Source organism: Pseudoteredinibacter isoporae, from assembly GCF_040372805.1.
Classification (GTDB): Bacteria; Pseudomonadota; Gammaproteobacteria; order Pseudomonadales; family Cellvibrionaceae; genus Pseudoteredinibacter; species Pseudoteredinibacter isoporae_A.
This window is the reverse complement of sequence record NZ_BAABWJ010000002.1, coordinates 375,555-401,095: the sequence shown is the minus strand read 5'-3', so window position 1 is coordinate 401,095 and position 25,541 is coordinate 375,555. Positions and strand designations below refer to the sequence as shown.

At 48.7% G+C, this 25,541-nt stretch carries 4 protein-coding genes (1 of these 4 only partly in view); all 4 read right to left on the bottom strand.

The genetic code is table 11. The annotated features are described in order from the left end of the window. Positions 1 to 3: 3 nt before the first annotated feature. Tightly spaced (at most 27 nt apart), the 4 genes in view from ABWW03_RS08120 to ABWW03_RS08105 form a layout consistent with a single transcriptional unit that may run on beyond the window. The gene (locus ABWW03_RS08120; protein WP_353407569.1) at positions 4 to 822 is read right to left on the bottom strand and encodes a peptidyl-prolyl cis-trans isomerase; all 819 of its coding nucleotides are present in this window, start codon (positions 820 to 822) and stop codon (positions 4 to 6) included. Between the two features lies 1 nt (position 823). After that, positions 824 to 1,642 (bottom strand): peptidylprolyl isomerase, encoded by an 819-nt coding sequence (locus tag ABWW03_RS08115; protein WP_353407568.1) that lies wholly within the window; start codon positions 1,640 to 1,642, stop codon positions 824 to 826. A gap of 27 nt (positions 1,643 to 1,669) precedes the next feature. Beyond that, on the bottom strand, positions 1,670 to 7,027 hold the full coding sequence (locus ABWW03_RS08110) for a hypothetical protein (protein ID WP_353407566.1): 5,358 nt from the start codon (positions 7,025 to 7,027) through the stop codon (positions 1,670 to 1,672). An 11-nt stretch (positions 7,028 to 7,038) separates the two neighbouring features. Further along, positions 7,039 to 25,541, bottom strand: partial view of an Ig-like domain-containing protein gene (locus ABWW03_RS08105; RefSeq protein WP_353407564.1) — the 3' portion only. Its footprint extends 14,638 nt past the window's final position; 18,503 of the gene's 33,141 nt are visible here — the last part of the coding sequence; its start codon lies off the right edge, out of view — the gene reads right to left on this strand; its stop codon occupies positions 7,039 to 7,041.

The following is a 25,541-nucleotide window of genomic DNA, read 5'->3' as shown; positions in this document are numbered from 1 at the left end:
TTTTTATTTGTATTCCACTTTGATATCGGCCAAAACCTGATCGGAGGCCTCTTTCGCCGAATTCTTGATCGACTGAACAGTTAACGCTCTTTGTATTTCCCGGGTTGCTGATGCCAGAGACTGGCGCTCGCCGTCATTTTTTGAAATCAAGCGAAACAGTTTCGGTGCATTGTCGATGTACACCAGAGAGGAAGTTTCACCTGGCGATAAACGCGATAAGACATTCCTAACACGTGCAGAAACGGGCGTTGTTGCGGTACTGGACTGTAAATGCCGCAAAGATTCTGGCAGCGAATCTTGCTGCCAGTTTTCACGGCTTGCCTGTGAGGACAGCTTTTGCAATTGCTCACCTAAATCCTGCTCGTCAACAACACCGTTGAATTGCAAGATTTCATAGTGATAGCTATCTGGCGCCGTAAAACGGTCGATGTTGCTTTGATAATAAGCCTCGACCTCGGCAGCGGATGGTGGTGTTCCCATCTTGTATTCCTGAAGATAGGTTTCTACCAAACGCTCTTCTCGGTAACGCTCGACTTCCAACTCAAGTTGAGCCAGCTCCTGTTTGTCCATTTTGGCAAGCTGGGCATCAGCCAAGGCTCGCATGCGTACCAGGCTATCGAGCGCATTTGCTCGTGCATCAGCACTGACAATAGATCGATAGTTAGGACCATAAGCCTTGGCCAAGGTCATATCCAGCTGAGCCTGAGTAATGGTACTGTTCCCAACCTTGGCAATAAAAGGCTCATGCTTTTCCGCACAAGCTCCGAGAAACAGCCCAAGCACACATGCCGCCAGAGGCAAGCGTTTACCGCGAATAGCCATATCAGCCCTCTTTCATTACTTGAGTGGTTTCCAACAGTCGACTGATTTCGGCATCCTTGTATTGATTGCGCAATTTGTATCGAATTTCACCTTTTGCGGCATTGTAGGGACGGCGTATAACGCTGGGTTCTTCCACAACTGTCAACAGGTGATATCCAAAGGGCGTTTCAATAATATTGGACACTTCGCCCACTGGTAGCTTAAAAGCCAATTCGCTGAAGTTAGGAGCAATGCTGCCTTCTTGAATCCAACCGATATCGCCGCCTTTTTTTGCTGAAATCTTATCTTCAGAATACAGCTTGGCGGCTTCTTTAAAGTCCATACCCGCTTGTATTTTGGACTGAGCCTCTTGCAAGGTATTACGCTTTGCCTGACGCTGGGTATCGTCGGTCAGAGGGCCAACTCGCACCAGAATATGAGCCACATGCACCTTCTTTTTTTCAAATTCCTCAGGATTAGCATCGTAATAAGCGGTTACCGCTTTCTCGTCGACGCGTTTTTCAAGATACGTTTCAAAATAGCGATTAATCTGAACCTGTTTGCGCAACTCATTGATTTCAGCTTTAACCAGGTTTGAGTCATCGTTCAAGGCGGATACTGCATCGGCGAGTGCTTCACGCTGAAGATATTCGTCCAGAAGCTTTTGCTTCTGGGCATCGTCTTTAGGCTTCAAATTACGGTAAGCCAAAAAAGCGTCAAACTCTTCAGCGGTAATACCTTTGCCGTTCACTGTGGCGATTGATGGCGCCTGATCATTACAGGCTGTCAGCGTTGTAATAAAGACACATGCCAGTACTAAGCTTAATTTATTGAGTTTCATGATTAATCTCTTGTTCATTACCTGGTTTTACTGAAGCACACTACCGGAGCCAGAACGAATCCGGTCCAGGTCTATGGTAGATGCGCCAATATTATTTACGATGACGCGATCTGCACCGAAGTCCAGATAAGCGCCGTTTTTCACTTCGATAGCTTCAAATATATGCACGCCAATCAGAGTCTTTCCGCTATAAACTGAAAGATCGTCGTCTGTGTGAATTTTCAAGGTGTTGTCTGTGTGGCTGTGAATAATGTAGTTCGGTGCAGCAGCATCGCTAACGTCGAGATTCACCAAGCGACCTGCAAGCCTGTTATCTGTCGCCCATGGAGTACCCGAAACTTCTACATCCCAAACCCCGGCATTCCCAGATAGATTACTGATCACCAACTCGCCCACCGTATGAACAGGCGTACTGTACTGAGCGGCGGTATTACCGCCATTATCGGCTACCAGTTTACGATTACTGAGATCGCGGTTGGCATAAAGAATGGTACCGGCCCCACCAATCTGGGAACTGTCTTGAGCGCCTTGAGCAAATATATTCCCGGTGAACCCACTCACATCATCAACCGCTACTAAAACTCGACCGCCACCATCGGCTGCACTTGCAGAGCCACAGCTGTCACAGAAACCACGAACATCAATCGTACCGCTCCCGAGTAATTGATCCGCTTGAATTCTGACACTACCACCTGAGCCAAATCGGTTTCCGCCATAGGCCAAGACATTCCCCTGGATATTTACAGTGGGCGCTTCGAGGGAGATTTTACCTCCAGTATCGCTACCAAAGCCTGCAGTATCGGCGCGATCATAATGGCCATAGAAACAATCACTCAAACCGGCTGCGATACCAGCGTGGGAGTAAACTGTTTCACTTGCCAAACACGCGGGATAAGGCAACCCTAAATCGTCTCTCGCGTAAGTATCTGCACGCACGTTGGTCATATCAATGCGGGAATTTTCATTCAGCAGCAACGTGCCCCCGCTCGAAATCTGCACAGAGACCGGTCGATAGCCAAAATCGAAAAAGTTGCTATCACCGCTTTGAAAAGGCTGAATGATTGTGTCGAGAAGAGTCATGGCTGCAGTACTTTGCAAAGATTCAACATTGACTACGATTTGCTGAGTGCTGCCATCCAATTGAAACACTGTCGCATTGAGGTTCCTTGCCTTAAAGCTGCTGCCGCTGGAAGCCACTAGAGGGCCATTCAGATTCGCCGTGTTTTTAACGCGAAATTCAGACTCATTTTGGCTAATGACGCCTTCGGTACCACTTAAGGTCAGGCTGTCTGCTTCCAACGTTGCCGCCTTCAATCTCACCTGAGCACCAGCGCTAACCGCTTCGCTCGACATCAATTTGCAGTCGTCCAGGGAGATTCCCCCGGACGATGCCAGAGTACCGCTCAATTTCAGTTCTGTTGCAACGGAACAATCTAGGCTACCTACGTTAGCAGGCCCTTCTATTTCCACAATTCGGCGAGCGCTGATCTGGGTTTGAGGATTTCCTTCAATTCCTCCTATACTCCAATTTGTTCCATCCGTATTGTCAGTATTGATCTCAAAGCGTCCACTGGTGGAAACGGTACCAAGAGATATGCGATCAATATTGGTCAACAGCACCTCAGTCGCCGTTATGGTGTCACCTAGCGATATGCTTATACTTCCTGGATTTTCGATATGCACAAGCTGAGCTGATAAGGCTTCTTTTATACCTAGGTATCCGGTTGAGGTCGACGTAAAATTCCCGTTTGTATCCACTGCTGCATCTACAGCAATTCCGGAACTCCCCAGAAAACTAAAACTCGCCGCACTAACTGTTCGGGAACCGAAGTCGTTGCTATCTCTGATAACCGAGGAGTCAGCTAAAACCACATTTCCAATTATCGTTGTGTCTCCCGTACCCAAAGTAATGGCGGAATTATTGTCCAAATCAAGATCAGCACCTATCTGTGTGGCTTTTTCCACTATCAGCTTAGAGCTATCTTTTTGTGTGACGCCTTGAGTAACCGAAAGATTATTGCCAACTTTGATCGTTGTATTTCCAGTTAAAGCAATACTGTCGACACTGAGATCACCACTGAAGTCATAGGTGCCGAGGCCTAACGATAATTCGGAGCCAATCGTTGCATCGCCACCCACCTTGAACTTGAAGCTACTGTATTGAACTTGATATAAGAAGTTACTAACGTTCAAGTCACCAGTAATTTCTACAGACCCATTGCCTGAAAAATCCCCATTTACGGTTAGATTTCCGCGCACGTTCAAGCCGTCATCACGGATAGTGACAGAGTCTGCAATCACATTGCCGAGAAAGGTATTTTTCTGAGCGGTATCCAAGTGGCCTAAAACCGTATCTGCACCGGTCTCGATTCTGGGCACATCATCGATGGAATTATTGTTGGTTAGGTCGTACGAGTCGGCGTACAACAAGCGGCCAGTACTAATAGATGCCTTGTTTTCAACTCGCAGTTCTTTCAGACGCAGAATACCGACTAATTCTTTGCCGACGTAAGACGACAAATCATCATTTGATTCAATTGTTAAACTGTTGTCAGTATTTGCTATAACGGTATAAATGTTGGCATTACTTTGGCTGCTGTCCAAAATAAACGGCTGGCCAATCAAACTCTGCCTTGCCAGAGTTGATGGGTAGGTTTGGGACCACTTTAATTCCACATTAAAATTATCACTGATGGTTATTTTTTGTTGCCCGGAACCAATATTTTCAATCTGACTGATCGTATGTGGAAGAAGGCCATATATTACTGTGCTGGGAATATCACTCTGAGTTGTATTATTGGCAGTGTTGGAACTTATCAACAAACTTGGCGCGGCATCACCCTGAGCCTTCACATAAACTGTGCCGGGACCCGACGATTTGCGGGGATGGACTTTAGTCCCTTCACGAGCTTGCAGGGTCAGACTGTCAAGAATGTCACCGCCTGAAAAACTGTCGTAATAGATCGCAACACGTCCACCCGCCCCACTCGACAGACAGTAGTAACCCGTACAATTGCCGCCATTTGCACTGACCGTACCAGTGCCCGACAGACTGGTCGTATGTAAGCGAACCGTTCCCCCGGCACCAGCACCGGAACCAGAGAAAGATGCGTCCCTGCCATTGGCGTGAATCGTGCCATTAATAACGATTGTTGGTGCGTGAACGATAAGGACGCCGCCGCCCTCACCCTGCTGATTATTTTCTTGGTAGCCCTCAGCTGGACCAGACATACCCGGCCATACCGGCAGAGCAATGGAATCAAAGGCTTCCCCATTCACCTCAAGCGCCGCACCGCCGTGAGAGCTGCGGAAATCTGTGAACCCTTGAATTGTTCGGGTGTACAGTGAATCGACACTCAGCACGCCACCAGCCTGAACCTCTAATTGCTCACGTACCGATAAGTCACCCAGGTTATCATTTGCCGAACCGCTGCCATCATCTAACTGGCGGTATTGAGTGACCACTTCACCACCATTGCCAATCGTCAGACGATTTAATTTAATGTCCGGGTTCGCATATCTGACCGAAGTATTTAATACGGTAATATTGCTATAGCTGTGCGCCAAGGTCAGCTCTTCGATACCACTGCTGTCATCGATAGTGACACTGTTTTCACCCCAATCACCAACCTCAATTTGAGCAAATTCTGTACTCGCCTTACCGCTCTGGTCGGTAACCGTTGCAGAAAAACTGATGGAATCACCGATTATTGCATTTTGGGGAACATCAATTTGTATGGCTCCGTCATACTCCCTGTCTCCATTCAAATTAACCGTTTGTACATCAGCACTGCCAATTTGATACTCCAGATTGGCCAACGGAGCCTGATGTCGTACCTTAATTTCGATATTGGTCTTTCCACCGGCCGGTATACGAAAGTCTGGCGGCGTCAGCGTTAGATTCGGAGGAAAGTCAGACGCTTTGATCTCTGCATTTACAGAACTGGAAACAACACTGTTCCCCAAACCATCAAACACCAAAAAACGAAATTGGAATTTCCCTGGATTCAAACCAACCTTTGCTTCTACTGGAACACGCAGACTCAACTCACTGGTTCGAGCTGATGTCCAACCAAAACTGTCAAGGTTCAGGCTGCCGACTTCCGCAACGATTTCATTGCTATAGTTTGACAGGGACAAGTCCAAGCTAGAGGTATCGGCATTTTCAGCAAACAAAACCGCCTTAATATGCTGCACATTGAAACCTGGGTCCTGAACCACTAATGCTCGCTGCTGAATCTCACCGATCTGCAAACTCAATGCCTGACTACTGGCACTACTGATACTCGGAGCAACATCTGGAAGCACATCGATACGATAGGGTTTCTCGAAGTTCATACCGCAGTTATTTTCAGCTCTCAGAGTGATGTCTACCTGAGATTCGCCACTTATTGCTCCCGCAAGAAAATTCAGGTGCTCAGGGTTTTCAAGGTCCAAAAAATAGACAACTTCATCTTCTGTTAGCAAGTCCAAGGACTGGCCATTGTGCTGCATGCTGACTTTGCTAATACCACCGGGAGAAGTGGCTTTGTATTGAAATGGAGGAACGGATCCCTTGGGTGGAATTGCATTTTTTAGGGGAGCCACCGTCATATCACCTTGATCAAAAGCAAGCTGCATTGAAAAATCAAGGCTACCTGAACACCCAGACCACTCAGAAGTACATTCTGCTTGCAGGTTAGATTCATTGATTCTGACATAGGAAAAAACTGAAAATGCGGCTATATAGTTTCCAGCATCCAAATCAACTCCAGTTGGGTGCGATTCAACTTTCTGGCTCGATACTAGATCACTCGATTCAAGATTACCGTCATCTCGATAAATATGCATATAATAACCATTAAGGCTATCACTTCCTGTAAAACTTCCGTTTTCAACACTGAAACGACCTGATGTGTTTAACTTAACTTTTACTCCAGGCAAAAAATAGTTGAACGTACCACCCCGATAGATATCTGGTTCTAAGTTCACCTCCTCCTGCAGAACATAACTGCTTCCCTGAAAAGATGCGTTGAAAACATTCTTCAGTTCCGAAGGAGTTGATATCGCTTCAATTGTGGGGGGTAAACACGCAGCCTCCTCTTCAACGGTCAAGGCAATGGTTTTAATATCTCGACTTAATTCGGTCCCGCCAGCTTTCTTTTCAACAACACGAATAACAAGGCTACGATTACCGATATCCTCACTTTTCAACTTGTAGTAATGACGATCGACTTTATATGCCTGAGAAAAGTCATTTAAGGTTTCAGCTTTATAGCTTTCACGTTCACTGACCATTTCTTCTGGCAGTTCAAAATTCGGCTGGGCCACAGCTGCAACACTCAGAAGCAGCAAACCGGCTGCCAAAAAGTCCCGAGTTTTAAACCAGAGTCGATCTAATTCCATTTCAACTTCCATTAAAAGTTACATTCTGGATAAGGTTCGCAAGGAGGTGTCGCGCTACCTTTGCGAGGAGCTTCCAACAATTCACCATCAAGCAGATATTCCACTCGAATGTCATTTAATCCAGGATCTTCAATATTGATCGGCACCTGAATGGGTTCCCCCACCTTCAATTGCAAGGTATCAGGCACAGCTGGATCAACCACGATGCTCGCATCCGGGTCGTTGCTGACAGGTACAGAGAGAATTTCAGTTTTCTGTTCACCATCAAGCGCTCCGGTGTACTGAATTTCTAACTCACCATTACTTTGAGCAGGCACACCGTTTGGAGAGGTAAGTTCCAAGCTGTATATCGTTGTTCCTTGAGTCTCTGCTTCCACATTGAGCGCTCCATCCTGAAAAGACAGGCTCACAAACAAATTACCTGGCTGAGACGGAGGATTTGAAGGCTGTATGGGTTTGTTAGCCAAAATATCTTCCATTTTCAAAGCCTCGGAACGAACAGTAACTACCAAAATATAAGAGTTACCAGGCTTTAGGTCATCCTCATTCTCAATTCGATCATCAGCACTAGGACTACCGTCATCTATCATCAAAGTTTGATCACGACTCACAGTATTGGAGCAACCAGAATCGGTACACAATCTTGTGTAGAGATCGAGGTAGCCTCCAATATAATCAAAACGCACAAACAGAGGCAGATACCCACCACTGGCAGGATCGTAAACCACCTCCTCAATTTGACCGTTTTCAATCAGTTTAGGCGCCCTGTGAATCCATGAAGGCAATAAACTATTGACTTTAAAGTTCATAGCCTGACCGTCCAGCTTCACAGACATCAGTTCACCAACCGCCTGCGTATCCTGATACTCCAACCACAACTTAGCGTGGTTACTGCCAGCATATAGGCGCTGGGCTGGCAACATTGGTCGCAAACGCCAGGCACCTTGAGGACCGACACCAGGATTGATCTTCACTGGGATATTTGCGTTCGCGGAACCCAGAGCAATATCGATACTGGTCTCACCATCTTTGCGCAATGCGAACCGGCCATTGCCCAGAGATTCAATAATGCTGCTGTCGTTTGAAGTGTATTGAGTGCCGAAGCGGTTCTCACTGACATTCAGTTCATACTGACGTCCAGCAGCTTCGGCCGTCGCCGTCACTTCAAGACTAACCTCATTGGCGGCGTCCAGGTCGATCAAAATATCGGATGGATTAACCACTATCGCGGTAACTGCGCTACTGATATCACCCGATGCAGGATCGGTAGGCGAGCTGCCCGTCGCGACTTCAAGACCATCCGGAATGTCGTCATTGTCATGATCCGGATTCAATGGGTCGGTACCATGAGTATTCACTTCAACACCATCGTTTAATCCGTCATCGTCGGAATCCGGATTAAACGGCTCAGTGCCTCGGCTCAGTTCATCGCTGTTACTCAAACCATCGTTATCGCTGTCCTCTGCCCCGTCATCAGTACCATCGCCATTGGAATCCGAGGAAATTGGATCCAATTGCAGCAGAACTTCCAATGCATTGTTGAGGCCATCGTTATCGAAATCACCATCACGCTGGAGAATGCGAATCGAGCGGGTATTGGCAACATCCATTGGGGTCCCTGCCCCCACTATCTCAAGCTCGATATCAAAACTGTCTCCATCATTTGCGGCGGTACCCGTAGTGGTAGGAACCGTAAACTGCAACTCTGGATAGCTCACAAAGAAGCTTTCACCCGCCACCCTGAGTTCCATGCCTTCAAAGCCATTTGGATTAAAGTTCGCTGCCGTCGTAACTACCAGATTCTCACTGCTGCCTTCAAGCATGTACGGATCAGGCTGTGCAGGAATTGAAATCACAGGAGCACACAAGTTAGCGGCACGTTCCAGTACTGGCGTATCATCCGCAACCGATACCAAACTCGAACCCACTGTTGTGAACTGGTAGCAACGCCCCAGTTCCATGGCTTCAACGAATGTGAAACTGACAGTGCTGTCGGACAATTCTGTCAAGCCTGATACTTCCTGATCGTCCAGAAGCAAACGAACCATATCGGCGGAGCTTTGCTGCTTCACCGGTTCGCTAAAGGTAAATTCAATCAGTGCTGGATCATCATCACGCGTTTGTACAAAGCGACGCTGATTGATCGCAGCAGGACGACGAGCAAAGACCAGCGAATGGCTCGCACTATTATCGACACCCGAGAGCTGCGGCGTCACAGAAGACAAGTTCAACTCGATGGTTTCAACTTCGTCATTTTGAACTGCGAACTCTACGTAACCCGCAGAAATTTGCAGCGTCGCGCTGTCAGCCTGACCATTAATCTGAGATTCGCCGTTTTCACTAATGTTCACCGTCAGGTTGGCATCCTGAGTTTGGCCTGCATTGTCTATTGTTTTAACTCGGTTTCCGTATTCGTCTACCAAGGCCAGGGATACAGTGGCCGTTTCACCGGTTTCCAGAACGTCTTCGCGTCCAAACTGGTGATTGCTCATGGCTATGGTTTCCATCGCGAAGCCCTGCGGGCTGCCATAGCTTACCGTCAATGGAATCGCGTCAACACTTACCGGGTCAGTAGCACTCTCACCGTCATTGTCATAAACAATCGGCAGTTCCTGACCATCGACTAGAACCGTCAGTTCATAATCCCCGCCCTTAACGCTTGCTGATAAGTCCACACTCAGCTCACCTTCATTCAGGGTCACTGTCGCTTTCTCACCTTCCGGTTGCAGCGGCTCGATCACAACACCTTCTGCAAAACCAAAGTGGAATAGCGGTTCAGTAATTGTCAACGAAACCTTGGAGGACGAATTCTGAACAACAACATTGCCGTCCTTATCCAACACTCGAGCAGTTATTGTCGCAGTTTCACCTGGCTTCACCGCTTCTATGTAATCAATCGATACACTACTCTGGTCGCCAGATATCAACTGCAACTCGTGTTCGGCTTGTAAACCGACAACAGTTCTTGATCTTGCAACAACTTTATAAGCTGCTGCTTCGCTTGGACTGGTCCAAGCGAAGTTAACGATTCCGTTTTCATCACTCGGTAGACCGTTCGCGATATCCTGAATATGCGACCCATTTGCGGTACGCAGAACCAAATCCACTTCGGCACCTGAAATCGCAATACCGGAACCATCCAGAACCAACAGCTTAAAGGTAAGCTCCGAGCCGACAGTAGCGACACCGGGGTTCACGCCGACCTCATCGACAAATCGTAACTGATCAGGCAAGGCGTTAAGCGGGAAACTCTGCACCTCAGTGAGAGATTCTTGGCCCAGCTCGTCGATCAGCTTGATTCGGAAGCGGTAAATATCATCTGCACTGGAACCCGGATCAGCAGTGACCTCGAAGTATTTAGACTCGTCAGCGGTATATGCTTTGTGAACCTTAATTGGCGTACCGTCCTGATCTTCCTGGATCAACTCCAGATTCAAGTACTCCCGTCGATTTTCGCCATTGGCCTCACGAAGATTACTCACACGGATAATGTTTCGGAAACCATAATAACCACTGGTGGGCTTAACAATGCTCAGCTTGTCAGCTTCAGGGGCTTTATTCTCTTTAATCGTTACAGAATCATTTTGAGTCTGAACCTGACCACTGCTATCAATGACTTTGACTACCAAAGGCTCATCTATTTGACCGCTCACACGTCCAGAACGATTGTCCTTCAATTGATGACGATAGAAACCGGCATAGTCCTTGCCAAGATTCATCTCAATACGCTCGCCCTGCCAGTTCAATTCGATGGCAGCAACACTAATATCGTCGCTGGCTCGAACTTCTACCCTGAACTCTTCGCGTTCATAGATATCATCACCCACTCGAACTTCATCGATACTAGGCAACAAATCATTCAACACCGTCAGGTTAAGGGTGCTGCTGGATTTGTTATCACTGAAATCAAGCGCTTCGATTTCAAAGTTCAGCTGTGTACCCAATTCTGGCGCGGTTTCGGTGTAACTGATGTCATCACCACCACGAGCAACAGCAACAATCAAGCCGTTGCGTTTCAGGAATGCCGTGTCCACTCCACTTCCAGTATCGGAAGACTTCGCCAAAATGGTAAAGGGTCGGCCTGCCACCGGATTACCATTTTTAATCAAGCCCTCAATTTGCAACTCAACTTCCGGAGCGAACGGATCAACAAGACGCGTTACAGCCTGAGCCGGTGTCTCGGTGAAGTTTCCGTAGATATCGATAGCACGCGCCTTGATAAACTTATTGGCGTCCAACTCATAGAATTTCTGAACCGAATAAACCGGGCCAGTACGTTTGGCAATTAGTGTAAATGGACCTGATGCACTGTCGGCTTCGTAGAATTCCACTTGCTGGATTGGCTGACTGCTGTTCAGCACGTACGCTTCAATCTGAACCGGATTTGGCAGATACAAATTGCGATGCGGTTTGGTCAAATCCATACCGATACGGAAATTATTGCTCGGCTGATTCTCACCCTGCAATACCAGGGAGCGAGCCACGGATTCACGATGCAGGCCATAAACGCTTTCAATTTTGGCACTGACATCAAAGGTCTGACCATTACGTAAATCCGCCGGCAACATGACGCGTGTGGCAAACGGTTCGGCCGTCTGACGACTGAGCAAGCGGCCGTCCACGTAGTAGTCCACCGCCCGAACACCGCTGGTATCAGCCAGACTCAGTTCGATTTCATCACCCTGCTGCAAAACTTTCATACTGGCAGGGTTAGCCAAACTTGGATCTGCGGCCAGCATTGAAGTCGCTATACGGTAAATTTCCAAACCGTTTTCACCCAATGCCAACAGCAAGCGATCACCATCAATAGCAATATCCTGAACCGTGACATCGAGTTCCAGTACCAACTCGGGTTGAGTCCAGTTGTATGCATCGCTACGGTACAGTTTCTTACCGACAGCAAACCAAACCATCCCCTGACGATACGCCAGCGCTGATACAGAACCTTCAAGGTCGAACGATTCGTCCAGCAAGCTGGCAATTGTGTAGCGGTGGATACGATGTCCAGCACCGTAGAACAAGTGATCTCCACTCGCTGCCAGTTGACTGACCGCTTCGCCCGCATTGAACAGGGCCTGGATATTTTCACGTCCACTTTCGATCGGAAGCTCTGTGGCGACCTGATAAACCACACCCTGGCCATCTGCGGTGTAAACCAACTTGTCTGCCACCGCTAGAGCACTGATGGGCTCACTGGCGCCAACTTCGAGAGAACCCTGACCACTCTGATCCAGATCAACCATGTAGAGTTGATTACCTACGCTGGCGGCCAATCGGGTATTGCTCAACGCAAAGTCTTCGAACTGAGCACCTTGCAGTAGAGCTTCGGTTTTCTGATCAAGAAGTTTGCGCAGATCCAGAATACGCTGGACGCCACGTTGCAAGACAAAGGCCCTGCCCGCTTCCGCGTCAACAATTTGGGCGCTCTCCTGATAAGGCGCAGGCACAACCTGAATATCCCACTGTCCGTTTTCGTCCAGATGCTGGGAAATACTGCCGTAGTAATCGGCAGCGGCCAAATAGTAGCCCCGATCAATAGCAACACTGCTGACATTACCCTTAGGTCTGTCATCTTCATACAGTTTCAGTAGACCGCTAGCCGCTGATGCCAATGACAATTTCTGCTGACTGCTGCCACCCAGGAACAGTTCACCTCCATACAGGAAAGCAGAATCAGCTTCTGTGGCAGTCGGTATAACAAAGCTACCACGCACCTCAGGCAAGAACGGATTACGGAAGTCAATTAATTGAGCTCTGCCCTTATCTCCGTCTAATACCAGAAGTTCATTTTGTAGTGGAATCAACTGTTGAGCCGAGTGATTCAAGCTCAAACGATACTCATCGAACGACTCATCATAAGCACGCCAGTTTCCTGACTCGTCAACCAGATACACAAAGCCATCCATCGCAGCCATAGCTTTGAAACTACCATTGCTGCTTGCTGCTACTGTGTAGTTGCGATTCAAACGGTACAGCCCCGTATTGCTCAGAACCAGGAAGTGCTCGCCCTGAACCTGAACAGCTAAAACCTGTCCTTGAATACTCGCGACATTGGTTGTGGACAGTTCCTTACCAAAGACTTGATAGGCCACCAAGCGTCCATCTACATTGAGAAGGAGTCGGTCGTGGGCCAGGCTACTCATGCTTTCAACGTTACCGCTCAAGCTGTAACTGGCTTCCTCACTGTACGATTGAGCAGGATCAGCACGACCATAAAGCTTCAGGCCTTCCCCGGAAATGGCTAATAGCAACTTATCGCCAAGATAGGTAGCCGCAGTAACTGTACCACCCAATTGCAGAAGCGTATCACCAGCCAAATTCCGGACGGTTCTTCCCTGTACAAGCAATAATTCATCCGCAGCCGTCAGAGCAAAGTCATAAGTCGGTGCCGAACCGCTGTTGGCCGTCAAGCCGTCATAAACCGCAATGCGGTACTGACGTGAACGTTCATTGCCCAGCTGATCACGAACGCGAGCTTGTACCCGTAACTGGTTCACGTCTGATGCGACATTAACACTGAAGTCAATTTCGCGCTCACCACTGGCCAATACAGTGCCATTGATATCGGTAATTTCAATGGTTGCACGCAAATCACTCGCTAAATTATTTTGATGCGAGAGACGCAGTCGTGAGCCACGCATTACCGCACTGCTGACACCTTGTAACTGCGCGTCCGGCAGTTGTAACTGCGGAGAAATTCGAATGTTACGTGCAAGCTCTGAGTAACGATAGCTGTCGCCATAGTAAGCGCGAACCACCAAATTGAAATTCTGCTGGCTCGACAAGAGCGGTAGACGCAACGCAAATTGACCATTGCTCTCAGGCAAGTAGAGGCGTGCAACTTCCTCACCTTCGAAACTTGATAGAGTCGCAACCGCAAAGCGGAACTCACTATTGTTATCCGTCAGCTGATAGCTAACAGACATTAATTCACCCTCGGCAAAGCGCTGGTTATTCTGCGGCGCCGCCAAGGTCACGCTGTCCAGTGAGGGATCGTTATCGATCAGGTTGTGGCTGTTTTCCAACTGCACACTGCCATTGGCGTAGTAGCGCAAGTCTGCAGTATCGCCACCCTCAGGTAGACGCACCCAACGCATCACCGCTTGCTCACCCACAGCAAGTTTACGCTCTCCCGAAACCTCTATTGAGGCCTCGTCCACTCTTGCAGTATCCGCAAAATACGCGCGCAGTGGTATCTCTGCACCACGACTCAAATCCTGAGCAGCGACCGGAATAACGCTGTCAATAGTGCCTAAGGGAGTATGACTGATCGTCAAATCCACTCGCTCTTCAGCGCCAGAGCGATCACGATACAACAGCTGCAGATTACCAGCAGCAAGCTGGCTGCGCGCAATACGCAACATAGGCTTACCATCTTTCGAGCCTCTTGCGGCCGGGCGATAATTACCCGAGGTATCCACAATATATGACTCAGCACCGCCCAGGGTTTCGGCGTTATGCTCCAGAATTATATCCACGGATTGAACATTTGCTTCTACTACCGGAGACAGCACAGGGGCAGTAGCTGTCGCATTCAATGAACGGCTATACAACTTATCGCGGTCATCCTCACGATACAGTTCATAGAGTTTGTTTCCAGCAAACCATTGCTTAACAAAACCCTCTGTGCGAATCGCCAATAGCTCTTCGCCACGCAAGCCATACCAGGCTTTACTCGACAAGTCGCTATCAATTTGCAGCCAGACCAGCTCTCCGTCGGTTACGTGATCGCGGACCTCTCCTGCCAGTTCAATAGTATGAAGATGCTGAACCGTTTGGCCTCGACTGTACGCCGCTATTTGCTTGTTATTCCACAAATATAACCTGTCATGCTGAGACGCCAGCTCTGTGTATCCCGCAGCAACAATACTGCTGCTCAATTCGAGCTGAGGAACAGCAGCCTGATAATTAATTCGAAGCTCTTCAACACCTTCGCTGTTGAGCAATAGCAATCCGTTGATGGAAGCCTCAGCACTGCGAATTTCTCCGCCAGTCTGAATCCCGGCTAACCAACTGATCCCCTCTTCGGTGAACACCGCGGCACTCACGTGCTGACCAAACTGCAGATAAGCAATGTTGGAAGCTGTCGCCAGCAAGTCGCCATAGAGACGCAGGCTCTGTACCGGTGCAAAGCCATTTGTCGTGTGCGCGAAGTAATCAATACGTTGACCAGATTGATCTTCCAGCAATAAGAAAAGGCCCAAGCCCGTCATTTCGCTTCGTAACAAGCGTCCACTACCGCTCAGTACTTCACTACCCGACAGATCGTTAACAGCAAAACGCTCTTCAACGGCCTTATCGAGGGCAAGCAGAATGCGGTCAGAGCCTGCACCTGGAAGGTGGTGCAAAGCCACAACGCGTTGATCTCCAGCTGGCGCCGTATACGCAAGCTGCTTATTTGTGTTCAAATATGGAATCTTCGCCAGCGTTTTTTCTGCGCTTTTGCTGTTGCCGGAACGGTCCCGCAGCTCTGCTCGCAGCAAGACTTCTGCTCCCACATCACGGCTGCGATACACCTGCAGGCCATCGCTGAACGGCAGTTCCTGAGTTTGTCCCTGATCTTTTGGATCGATAATCGTCAAGCTAGACGAGCTATCGAAATCTTCCATGGTGTCTGGTGCTTTGGCCTTCAACCACAATTCGCTACCCGCCAATACATTGTTTTCGGGCAGAACCGTGATTTCTGGATCCAGGTCCAGACCATCATCTTTAATCAGGTTGATAAACCGGCGATCCTGAGCACCCTCTGCTTCCAAGGTCGCAAACAATACGGCGCTCTCACCAATCGTCGGCATCGTGGCATTGAAGCTGAAGCGATCAGACGACTGAGCAGTTCGATCCAATGTGATCGGAGTTGGATTACGGGCGTCGTTCTCATCACCACCAATAAAGAGGTTTAAAGTACCCTGATCTTTACCCAGCAAGACTTCAAATTCTACCTGCTCGCCTTCATAGAATTCAGCGCCATCTTTAGGCTTTAGAATACTTAACGCTTCAGTCTGAGCTTGGCCTTCGATCACCTCAACTGTGATTGGGCTGGCTTCAGTAATCAAACCGGAGGAATCAATAACGCGTGCAGCGATTGTGAGTCCACCAAGGTTATCAGGTGTGAAACGATGCGAGGTCGGGCTATCGGCCTCAACAAAGCCACCGACACCAATACTGACTTCTACTCTATCAACACCGAAGAGGTCGAACGATTTCAGGATAATATCAACAGGTTCTCCAACAGGGACCTTGTCACCATCACGTGGCGACACAATACTGATGGTCGGCGCAGTTGCGTCCTGAACCAAGGTATAGCTGCTGTCAGCGGTGATATTTACACCCTCACCGTACTCAAGGCTCAAACGCACGGGTATCTCGGTGACAGGTGCAATGTCGGCCAACTTCGGATTAAGGAAAGAGAGTTGAACCTGAGCCTGGCTTTCGCCATTCAGAATAATTTCAGCCGGGTACCAACGATCGAGAACTCGAATATTCGCCTCTCGAACCAATCCAACATCGCCATTCAATTCAAAGCTGATTAGAACACGACTGGCCTCTTCAACACTTGAAGGACTCAGCTGCATATCACCAATGGCAATATCCGGATCTGCAACCGTTAGTGGCAGTATCAGCTGCGCCGAATTGCCACTGCTATCAACAACATCCACGCGAATCGACAGCGAATCAACGCCGGCGGGCATATCCAACTCAAAGCTCTCGTCACTTGCCAACTCGGTTTGCGCGCCATAGCTGGCACCGCCATCGGTAGATAAGCGCACTCTGAAAATCAGATCATCGATTTCGTCCAGATTATCTTCCGCCGCGAAACTCACCTCATACTGACGACCGCGAGTGAAGGCATCACCCTCATTCAGTACCTGATCATTGGCAGCGTTAAGAATTTGAATATTGCGCGGTTCCAAGCTGTCTTCGGTATTCAGAACCTGAGTAAAGACTCCAGCACTCAATGTTTGCGTTTCAGTTGGCTGATTGCCGCGCTCATCTGCAATACCTTCTATCGTAATGGTGTAGCGGCGATTGCTACGCAACTCAAATCCAGGAAGCAGTTTAAGCTCAAGTTTCTCCTGAGTCTGAACGAGATCAAACTGTGCACTGACATCAAGCAATGCGCTAGCGCTGTAGTCCAAAATTTCTTCCTGGACAGACATCGCTGTTGCGACAACCGGCTCATCAAATTCCAGCACCAAATTTCGAGTGCGAGACATGAGCTGCTGTTCTTCCAGAATCGGAGACGTATCGTCGACACCGGTCAAGACATCCTGCAAGACAGTTTCCTGGCCAGAATCCTCACGAATCAAAATCAGAGAGTACAGCTGATCATGTTCTACGGCTGGAGAGCTCGCCGTATATTGATTATTGCTAAAGTCACCGTTCAGTCTATCGGCTTGTGTGTATCCACTTTCAAAACCGGAAGGTACCATATAGACCACGAGATCCTTACCCAGCCCTTCCCCGGCGATGACAATCGTATCACCACCGGTATCACTCAGCAGATTATTTGCCGCAGCATTATCCGTCGTTGCCTGAATTGCACCCAGAGGTGCCTGAGCGACAATAGCTCCAAGCAATGTTTGCTCATGATAGAGCGAACGGAAACGCACTGAATAGTCGCCTTGCTCCGACACGGACAAGCTCAACACAATGGTTTTATTCTGCTCGTCGTAACGCCACTGCTGAGCCGCCAGCTGAGTGCCGTTCAGATAAACCTCTGTGATGTTTTCCAGCATATCTCCCGTCACACTGATATCGTGACTACTGTCAATTAAGATCAGATTTGGAGAAATATCGTACACTTCGAATTTCACGGCCCCGAACAATGCTTGAGCGAAAATATCCCAGGGCAAATCAAAGCTTACATTCGCTCCCACCAAAGTTTGCTGTGGTTCGTTCAATAAATTGATTTGATAATCACGGCCTTCGATGTAATTCCCGTCAACTCGCTGGAAGCTCAAGCGAGAACCCAATAGTGACGTTACACCGCTGATGTCGCTATTTGACTCAAGATCCTTGAGCCCTAATGTCACCCCTTCCCAGGATTCGGATGAACCACTAAAGTTCAGAGCGACAGTCGCATTAGCCGATGCGATGCCCTGCTCAGGAAGTACTCTGACGACGTTTGCAAAAGGAACATTCGCGAAGCGATAATTTCTTTCACTATCAACCCAGGAAAGCGTTCCATTGCTTAACGATAAGTTGTCAGGAGTGTATTGCTTTATGTCGACCTCGCTCAGTTCCGTTAATTCTATAACCGAACCTGACGCAAGATTGATATCAAATAAACGCAGCTCATTTTCTTTGTACAGAGCCAGAAGTTCTCCCTCAAAGGTAAGCTCTTCGATGCCCCCCGTATAGCTTCCAAGTAGCGGCAATTGCTGCTGACTGCGAATCCGGGACAAAGTAAGAAGCTCAAATCCGCTCGCGCTGTAAATCAACGCACGCTGCTGATCGAGCACAATATTGCTCGCTGAGCTGAGGCTGTGATTGTGAGTGGCTGCAACGGTTTCAGGTTGCTCCAGGCTGCGCACCTCAAGTCGATCACCATACAACACATAGGCGTGTTGCTTATCAGCGACCAAATCAACAATGGCTGAACCGGTTTCGATACGAACAAAGTCCCCCGCTTTAACGTGTGCGGCGTAAACATCATTTTGAGTACGTACCAATATTGTCTGACCTTGCAGCACAAGATCGTCCAGACTTGCTGCTTCAGGCAAATCGAATTGATTGATTTCCCGAGGTGAATAAACGTTCGCAATATCATAGACACGCAATTGATCACCGGCGCCATCGGCGACGACCAGGTAACCCTCTGAAATAGCGACGGCTTCTACCGTTCCAGATTGCGGAATCTGCGACAGTAACGTCGGTAATCCTGCTTCAATTTGACTGAACAGGGATACAGAATTTGTCGAAGACATAGCCAGCATAGAGCCATCTCGGCTTATCTGATGAATCCCCGGGCGACCAATCTTCGAGCCAAGAACAACAGTCAATTGAGTGTTCTCAATACGATCATTACCACTTGGCAAATTGCTCAGGCTGATCGTCAAAGTACCAATCGTATCTCTGGGTAGATCAAAGCTGATCAGACTGTCATTGTGATACTCCACCCCGCTGGCTGGGCGACCATTGATTTGAATTCGGGTTCCTACGCCCAAACCCAAGCCTCGGATGCCGATTCGTTGATTACCGTTGAATTCAAAGCTTTTGACTTGTTCAAGTACGGATTCACTATCCCGGGAATATTCACCGATTTCCTGAATTTCAGGGTCAGCGACATAGGTAAAGGCCAATGGCATAAACTGGTTCATCGACCCAGCGCTCAGACGCAGACCAACACTCAAATTTCCTGCAGGACTTACCGATAATGCAGGCGCATCAAACTGAACTTCAGAATCCTTGTGAACCACAAACTCACTGGCCGCAATGGATTTATCGCCTAACCAAATCGTATCGACATTCGCCAGTTCGCTACCCAATACCGTGATGCGACTTCCACCACGCCAGGTGCCAGCATTCGGTTGCAGCTGCTTCGCTTTCGGTTGACGGTGAGCGCTTGCCGTAAAGCCAAATCGATAATCTTCACCCAGCAAATTGCCATGAATATCTTTCAAGGCTCCACTGAGTGTGAGTTGGTAAACTTTTTCAGCATCAAGTTCAGTTGTGGGTTTGAATCGAATTCGAGAACCCGCGTTATTGGTGCTTACTGAACTCAAACCTTCGACACGCTGCCCTGCCTGGGTAAGGCTCAACAAACTACTGTCGATCAATGCGAGTTGGCTATTGTCGAGAATTCGGTTGAACTGAATTTCAATTGCCCCATCGACAGGCAGGTACGCGCCCGACGTTGGCAGCTGCTCAATCACCGCCAGCCCTTTCGGCTCAAAGGTGTTTAAACCACCACCCAATCCGCCAATATGGGCATCAACGGATACCGGGTTTTCGGCAGGCTCGCCATCGGCATAAATATAGGCACTACCCACATAGAAACTCTTATCGGCCAGTACAACCGCCTCGGCAGACCCGGTCAGAGAATAGTATTGTTTCAGCGCCAAACCCTGCCTGAAATCTCCCGCCAACCAGGTAGAGATGTCAAACAACTGCAGATCTCCCTGCCCAGCGGCAACGTAAAGGTCCTGCCCCTGAATCGCCAAGTCACCAGCAAAGACTTCACCGTCCTGGCGCAGAATCAACAAGCTCAACTCAGCACGGGCGTTATTGGCAACATCACCCAGTTGATAAACTTGTACCGAGGCGCCCTCACCAGTGGACACCAACAGTTTATCTTGATGAACCAGAATATCTTCAGGGCGATAGCTGTTAGCACTGCTATCTAACGCTGCAATATTGTGTTCAATATTGTAGAGACCGCTGCGCAATTCAATTGATACAACTTTCCTGGCTTCAGCTAATGCAACCCATAGCAATTCATCAGAGAGCGCAAGCTTGCTCGGTTTGCCACCCAGCTTATTGGTATCCATTACAATTAAACGCTGTAGATCCAGATCGGGGCCAACCCGATAAGCGTAAACACCTTTCTCGCCAGCGACATACAACAAACCACCTTCAGCCGTTACGTCATGAAGTTGATCGTTGAGGCGATATTCACGCAGCAAACTTGGGTCACTCGGCAAGGTGATATCGAAGTGATACAGACGATCCCCACCTACGAGATAAAGATGCTTGCCGTCCAGTTCGATGTCTCTGAACCCTTCAGGGTTAATTGTGCTACGGAAATGGTATGGCAACTGCTTGCCTGCCAAATCCCGGAACAGCAGCTCTGGTCGCAATGGATCGGACACATCACTCAGAACTAACTGCGCATCGACGCTGGTTGATGTGCTCAACACTCTACCCTGCTCGTTAACCACGGGATAACTACCCCCGGTAACGGCGTAGAGCACTTGGTCACTCAAAGCTAAAGCACTGATTGGTGCCGCGTTATCACGAGGCAAATCAACGGTACCGATTTGCTTTTCTGTGTAGAAATAGGCAGAACCCAGTGTCGCAGTTTCATCAGCAAACAACTGTGATGTTGCGCTGACATCCACTCTCCCCAGCTCTCCCGAAGGCACACGAACCTGAAGATGGTTTTCACTCAGCAGGCGAATATCACCTGCTATTTGCGAACCAAAACTGATTTGAGTGCTGGCATCGAAGCCGCGGCCATATATATCAACCAGGCCACCACCCTCTGGTGGGCCAGAATCCGGTGTTAAGGTTTCGAGGGCGAGTTTAGGCAGGCGAATCATTGCACCATGTACTGTACTACTCAAACCTTCACGCTCAATACTCAGAGACAAAGCGACGGCGTCATTACCCAATTTGAGATCGGGTACACGGAAGCTCAGCTGTTGCTCATCAACACTGAGAATATCAGCTGCCGACACCAGTACATTAGCCACTCGGATATTCAAAGCCGCAGGATCCTGACCGAAGCCATTACCTTTGACTCGGGCCGTTTCAGTGCCATCTGCGTGGAAATGTTCGCTGTATTCAGTATCGTCCGAGAAACGAACTACCGAATTAATTTCAGGTCTTTGTTTGAGACTACGATCAAAATCAAAACTAATCTCACGATCCAGCACCTGACCGCTTAAGGTCGCAATTGAAGGCTCAAGTAAGATACGCAATCCGCCCTCGTAGCTGTAACCCGGCAACAGGCGAACTTCTACCTGAGCACCACCAAGTGTATTTACTGCAACAAGTTGATAATTTGCAGGATCCACGACATCACCTGCAGCAGTTTCTATGCGTACACCTTGCCCCGGCAGGAGCTGGTCAGTATTAAGTAGCTGGTTAAAGGCAAACTGTATGGATTCGCCACTGCTGATTCCGGCACTGAAGTTACTGGTTGACGTCAGAACCAGCTGACCATTCCCCACTTCCTGTAGACCACTTTCAACTGCAGCGAACACGCGACCGGATATAGAGGCGATTTCACTGTAGTACTCCTGAGCTTCCTGCCAATAAGTGGTCTCATAAAACCCACTCTGCCCGTCTTCTCGTAGAATCAAGTATTCCGCGCCGGTAGAAATCAGAATCTGTCCGTAATAAACCTCAAAAGATGGTCGCTGATTAGCTTGTACCGATGCGCGCTCGATCACCTGGCGTTCAAAATTGGCATTGGCCACGTCATGATATGTCAGGAGTTCAAGTGTATCTGCGCGTTGCAGCAATACATACAAACGCTGCCCCAACCAATCAATATCTACGACGCTGCCTGAAAGCTCACTGCGATTTAAATTCAACGTTGAATACTGTGTTGCCGCATCCAACTCAGGATCGAGCACATCAATAAATCGAATAAAGCTGCCGCCCTGGCCATTGTCGATCGCTACCGCCAGAACATGTTCAGCGGCATTAAACGCAACATCCATAACTCTATTGCCTGGAATTTCCAGTTGCTTCACCACATAAGGTTTGGCTCGATCACGAACATCAATCTGCAATACACCGGCACTGTCAGCCGCTAAATAAACGCTATCACCTGCCAAAGCCAAGCCATTGACCGGAGCATTGGTAGCAAGCTGCCCCAAGCGAACAGGCCGATCCCAGATGGCGATATCAAAAATTTCCAAACCATAAGGTATCGCCGAGGCCGAGTCTTGAACTCCACCCAGATCAACACCGACAAACAGCTCTTCATTCCGACTACCCAATGCCCCGATACGTTGTGGAGGATAATTAGGTAGCTGGATACCTCGGCCTTCCCTCAATTGGAATGAAAACTCGCCAACTTTGTGCTCAAGACCGGACTGAGTGACTAAAACTTCATAAAGCTCAGGCTCGGTTACTGCGGGAAGACGGAAATCCATGCGCTGCATACTGCGCACATCATCATGCAAGTTGTAGAGGTAATTCCCAGCCTGTATTTCTTGGGTACGAATCTCCTTGCCGCTGAAAGAGCGCAATATGATTTTGGCTCCAGGGAGGAAAACCTTGGACTGACTTGTAATGCTGACAACAGGACCACCCTCACTTGAACCAGACTCCCGCGACAAATCAAAACTGGCATCAGTCATCGCTTCAGCCACTACCAAGGCACCCAACTGATTTGCTACGAGACCGGAGTCACTGATCTGCAAATGATGAGCTCCAGCACTCAATCCAAGAAGTTCAACGGTTACCGCTGGAATACGCAGAGTATTTTCATCAACGTATTCATAGCTGACTTCTCGATTGTCTATCCGTACTTTGACTGCCGGATCGTTACGCAAGCCGCTGCCATCAATAATCAGGTCCCGACTCTCACCGAAGCGATAAGTCGGTTCTGCAAAACCCTCAATCACTGGGCGGACTGCGCCTGTATCCGCCGCCGTCAAATTCATCTGGAAAGGACGCCACAAACCGCTACCACGTAAATTACGCAGATCTTTTAGCTGAACACGGTAAGTCTTGCCCGCCTTTCTGTCGAAACTTAACTCAACCGAATTGAGCTGATTGTCGGCATCATTAACCGCTGTGATATTTAAACCACTGACCGCGTTACCTTCGTCATCAGTAATTACCCAATTCCTGACATCGGTAACGGAGTCTACCGTTACCGGTTCATTAAAGGTCAGAACAATGCTTTCATCAGCGCCGATCTTGTCACCTTCAACATGGGAAGCTTTCAACACCAGAGAATGAGGTAATTCTAACTGCACAACGCCGCGATGCGATGCTGCCAATAATCGTCCCTTAAAGATATCCAGATCGTTTACCACTTCAGCGGTACCCGCGGAAATAATGACAGGCGAAAGTGGCTCACTGATATCAAAGACCATAAGTCCGGCACTACCTGCCGACACTAACAGTAAGTTGCCCACTACCTTGAGACTGCTCAATTTCGGTGTGCGACTGATAATGTTGCTGAAATCAACAGCAGCGATCTGTTCTTCACGCTTGAGGTTAAAGATTCTCAAGCCAAAGTTTTCAATAGAGACAATCGCAAAATCACCGTAAAACGCAATGTCTTTCGGATTGCCTTCAAATTCAAACTTGCGACTCAATTGTGGATCGAATGCGTTGTAAGCATTAACAACACCCAGCACAACGCCGCCACTGTCCGGTGGAGGAGGCAAACGCGAAGCGCCTGCTGTCCTCAAGTCGAACGGGCAAATCTCGGGCCAGCCTGTATCGTTCACGCCACCTACACCGAATAACCAATCATTGTGCGCACGCAAACGAGCAGCCCCTGGCACTCCTTGTATGGCCCCCAGATCAACAGGGTCTTCAGGCGATAGGTAGCTTAAGAGCTTAATACGTCCAGCATTCGTTGATCCCATACCAGCGGTCGGCTCACACTTGGGTGGAGGAGGATCACTAAACAAAGGACGCTCACCGGCACCCCCGAAGGTAGAGGCCAGTACAGCTCGCCCGACAACTTCAATGCCATAGGTCACATCGCCCTGGTAAGCCTGCAGTTCACGAGAAACCACTTGCATACCTTGAGAATCATCAAGGTTCAACATGGCAACCCCGCCAACACCATTGGCAACCAACAGAGCTTTGTGATCTGTGTTGTTTTTGGTGTACGAGAAAAGCTCGAGTCCCAATGAATCTGCGGCCGTTGGAAGTCCTCGTCCCTCCAGCTCGCTGAATTCAATTTTCTCTTGTTCGGACAGGCCAGACGCTGCCCGTTTCATATCCAGCTCAAGGAAGTTTTGGTGTGTTAATAAATCAACGTGTCCAGTGGAACCGCTCGGCAAAGTTGAAGCGCCCCCTACTAATAGCGTTTGGTCGCCATCTTGAATATCGAAGCTGCTGGCGATCAGAGGATCAATGGACGCACCGCCTCCAAGCAACTCGGATATAGAATTCGCATCCGGGGTTTCCTGTCCAGACGAGTCGCCACTCGGAGTACCACTGTCATTTTGGCTGCTACTTGAGAACAAGGTTGAAAATAAGCCCGCATCGGCAAGCGCCACCCCGCCTTCTTGCTCTACTACTATGCTTTGAGGATTAAGGCCATTGACCTGAGCCTCGGACAAGGTTCGCAAGCCATACCCAACTGCATTTTCAACCCGCACCTCTCGACCATAACGGTTTTCGATCACGAGATCCTTTAATCCCGGAGCACCACCACTTACAGTAATCAGCATTTCGCTTGGAGAAATAACTTCAAGTGCAGAGACAGGAATACCGCCGATACTGGCTTTAATACCATTCCCCAGAGAATGACCAGGTTCAAAGCCCGAACCGATAACCGTGTATTGGGTTTCGCTATCTACAGGCCCCCAGATCGGACTGATGGATTCCACCTTGAGTGAGCCATCAACAGCAACCCCACCTTTGAGCAAAGACTTGCGCCATACGCCACGGGAGAGGCTGTGCAGTTCAACATCAAACTGACCTGCAATACTTATTGCCGGAGCCAGTGCTTCGATAATAATACTGCCTTGTTCGGCATCATCATCAATGACAGATTGGATAGTCGCTTCAAGACCACCAATAAACAGGCGTAATCGCTCTGCGTTAGCGCTGGCATTGCGCGCCGTTACATTAATTTGTGTCTGGATGC